4 protein-coding genes are annotated in these 3,388 nt (G+C 73.8%); all 4 read left to right on the plus strand.

Annotated features, from left to right (window positions below; genetic code table 11):
• On the plus strand, nt 1-991 hold a 991-nt coding region (locus ABZ749_RS32135; protein WP_357234458.1), incomplete at its 5' end, for an urease subunit alpha.
• Nucleotides 991-1,767: an urease accessory UreF family protein gene (locus tag ABZ749_RS32140; RefSeq protein ID WP_357234461.1), complete on the plus strand. Its 777-nt coding sequence runs from the start codon at nt 991-993 to the stop codon at nt 1,765-1,767. The genes ABZ749_RS32135 and ABZ749_RS32140, both read left to right, overlap by 1 nt.
• Nucleotides 1,757-2,557, plus strand: a complete 801-nt coding sequence (ureG, locus tag ABZ749_RS32145) for an urease accessory protein UreG (protein ID WP_357234464.1) — start codon at nt 1,757-1,759, stop codon at nt 2,555-2,557. Before ABZ749_RS32140 ends, ureG begins: the two co-directional genes overlap by 11 nt.
• Nucleotides 2,557-3,273, plus strand: a complete 717-nt coding sequence (locus ABZ749_RS32150; protein ID WP_357234467.1) for an urease accessory protein UreD — start codon at nt 2,557-2,559, stop codon at nt 3,271-3,273. Before ureG ends, ABZ749_RS32150 begins: the two co-directional genes overlap by 1 nt.
• Nucleotides 3,274-3,388 lie beyond the last annotated feature (115 nt).

Raw genomic sequence — 3,388 nt, forward strand, 5'->3', positions numbered from 1 at the left:
TGCGGACGCGTCCGGGGTCCAGGTGTCGATCCACACCGACACGCTCAACGAGGCCGGATTCGTCGCGGACACCCTGCGGGCGATCGGTGGACGGGCGATCCACTCGTACCACACGGAGGGTGCCGGTGGCGGGCACGCACCGGACATCATCACCGTGGCCAGCGAACCGAACGTGCTGCCGTCGTCGACCAACCCGACCCGGCCGTACACCGCGAACACCCTGGCCGAGCACCTGGACATGCTGATGGTCTGCCACCATCTCAACCCGTCCGTGCCGGAGGACCTCGCCTTCGCCGAGAGCCGGATCCGACCGTCCACGATGGCCGCCGAGGACCTGCTGCACGACCTCGGCGCCATCTCGATCATCGGCTCCGACGCGCAGGCCATGGGCCGGGTCGGCGAGGTGATCATGCGGACCTGGCAGAGCGCCCACGTGATGAAGGACCGGGTCGGCGCCCTACCGGGTGACGGGCCCGCCGACAACCACCGGGCCCGACGGTACGTGGCGAAATACACCATCTGCGCCGCGATGGCCAACGGCCTGGAACGGGAGATCGGCTCGGTCGAACCGGGCAAGCTCGCCGACCTGGTGCTCTGGGACCCGGCGTTCTTCGGGGTCCGGCCGCACCTGGTACTCAAGGGCGGCATGATCGCGTACGCCCAGATGGGCGACGCCAACGCCTCGATCCCGACACCGCAGCCGATGCTGCCGAGGCCGATGTTCGGGGCGTACGGCGCGGCGGCGGCCGCCACCAGCCTGGCCTTCGTGGCCCCGGCAGCCCTGGACGCCGGGCTCCGCCTGGATGTGCGTCGCCGGGTGGTGCCGGTGAGCGACGTACGGTCGCGGGGCAAGGCCGACCTGCCGGAGAACAACGCGATGCCGCACATCGAGGTGGACCCGGACACCTTCACGGTGCGGATCGACGGGCAGGTGGTGGAGCCGGACCCGGTGACCCGGCTGCCGATGGCCCAGCGGTACTTCCTGTTCTGATGGCAACGCCGAGCCTGCTGTTGCTGTTGGCCGACGGACGCTTCCCGGCCGGGGCGCACGCGCACTCCGGTGGTCTGGAGGCGGCCGTCGCCGCCGGCCGGGTCAGCGACCTGGCCTCGTTGGAGGCGTTCCTGGCCGGACGACTGGCCACCGCCGGTCTGGTCGGCGCGGCGTTCGCGGCAGCCGCACACCGGGCGGCGGTGGCCGAGACCGCCGACTCCGCCAACCCGGCCCGGTCTGCCCGAGGGTCGGACGCGCCGGACGAGTCCGCCGCCCGGTCGTGGGCGCTGGCTGAGTCCGCCGCCCGGTCGGCTGCGCTGGCTCGGCTCGACGCGGAGCTGGACGCGCGTACCGCCGCCCCGGCGTTGCGGGCGGTCTCGCGCCGACAGGGCCGGGCGCTGCTGCGGGCCGGGCGGGCCATCTGGGCGGACGCCCCGTTCGCCGACCTGCCCGCGACGCCCGGTGGCGCACACCAGCCGCTGGTGCTCGGGCTGCTCTGCGCCGCGGCCGGGCTGTCCCGCGTCGAGACCGCCACGGTCGCCGCGTACGGGACGCTGACCGGTGCGGCCAGCGCCGGCGTACGTCTGCTCGGACTCGATCCGTACCAGGTCCAAGCGTTGCTGGTCGGCCTGGCCGACGCCTGCGACGGCACGGCCGCCGACGCGGCGCGGGCCGCCGATGATCCACCGGAGCGGCTGCCAGCCGCCGCCGCCCCACTCGCCGACATCCATGCCGAGATCCATGCCACCTGGGAGGTGCGTCTCTTTGCGTCCTGACACCGTTGTGCCGAGCGCTGTGCCCGCCGTCGAACCGATCACGCCGCCGCCGGGCACGCCGACGGCGGCCATCCCACCCCACGACGAGACCGTTCCGCACACCCATCCGGAGCCGGGGGTGGACCCCCATCCGCCGTTGGAGCGTGCTGGCCGTGCCCTGCGGGTCGGCATCGGCGGCCCGGTCGGTTCCGGCAAGACGGCCCTGGTGGCCGCGCTCTGCCGTGCCTTCGCCGACGAGTTGCGGCTCGGCGTGGTGACCAACGACATCTACACGACCGAGGACGCCGACTTCCTCCGGCGGGCCGGCGTGCTGGACCCGGCGCGGATCCGCGCGGTGGAGACCGGCTGCTGCCCGCACACGGCGATCCGCGACGACATCGGCGCCAACCTGGACGCCGTCGACGAACTGGCCGATGCGGTCGGCCCGTTGGACCTCGTCCTCGTGGAGAGCGGTGGGGACAACCTGACGGCGACCTTCAGTCGGGGGCTGGTCGACCGGCAGATCTTCGTGGTCGACGTGGCGGGCGGGGACAAGGTGCCCCGCAAGGGCGGCCCGGGGGTCACCGCCGCCGACCTCCTCGTGATCAACAAGACCGACCTGGCCCCGATGGTGGGCGCCGACCTCGCCGTCATGGATCGTGACGCGCGGGCCCGGCGCGGCGACCTTCCGACCCTCTTCCTGTCCATCGTGGGAGACCCCACCGCCACGTCGGTCGCGGACTGGATCCGGCACGAGTTGGCCCACCACGCCGCCCTGCACCCGCTCGCCGTACCGGCGAAAATGGCCTGATGCGAGCGCTCGCCCGGCTGGTCGCCCGGGCCGACGGGCGGGGCGGCACGGCCCTTGTCGAGCTGCACGGCGAGACGCCGTTGCTGCTGCGCCAGACCCCGACCGACGGTGGTGTCGCCACTGTGTACCTCGTCGGCGGGGCGGCCGGGCCACTGGCCGGCGACGATCTGCGCCTGGAGATCGAGGTCGGGCCGGGCGCGGCCGTGCGGGTGCGCAGCGTCGCCGCGTCGATCGCCCTACCGGGCCGCGTGGGTGCTGTCTCCCGGATGGCGGTGCGGGCGGTGGTGGACGCCGGGGCCACGCTGCACTGGCTTCCGGAACAGTTGGTGGCGGCGGCTGGCTGCGCGCACCTCGCCGAGTCCCGGATCGAGTTGGCCACCGGTGCGGGCCTGCGGTGGCGCGACGAGCTGATCTGCGGCCGGTACGGCGAGGCGCCCGGCAGCGCCGTCGTGCACACCCAGGTCGACTACGCGGGTCGACCACTGCTGCGGCAGTCCCTCGCGGTGGGACCGCACGCGCCGGGCTGGGCCGGCCCGGCGGTGCTCGGCGGCGCCCCGGCCACGGGATCGCTGCTGGTGGTCGACCCGTCGCGGCCCGCCGAACCTCCATCGGCCGAGGGCGGTGTCGCCCGGCTGCCGTTGGCCGGTGGCCCGGCGACCCTGTGGACGGCCACCGCTCCCGACGCGCACACCCTGCGCGCCCACCTCACCGGCTAGCCCACCTCACCGACTAGGAAGCCCAGTCGGTCCGCCTACCCCGGGGGCCGTTCTGGAGGCGGACACTGCGGAGAGCGTGATGTCTGTGAGTCATCACGATGACTCACAGACATCA

It is taken from the genome of Micromonospora sp. NPDC047753, assembly GCF_040642735.1.
Classification (GTDB): domain Bacteria; phylum Actinomycetota; class Actinomycetes; order Mycobacteriales; family Micromonosporaceae; genus Micromonospora.

Excerpts from the sequence above, each read along its gene's own strand:
- ABZ749_RS32150 (WP_357234467.1), top strand. The coding sequence starts at position 2,557 with ATGCGAGCGCTCGCCCGGCTGGTCGCCCGGGCCGACGGGCGGGGCGGC.
- ABZ749_RS32140 (WP_357234461.1), top strand. The coding sequence starts at position 991 with ATGGCAACGCCGAGCCTGCTGTTGCTGTTGGCCGACGGACGCTTCCCG.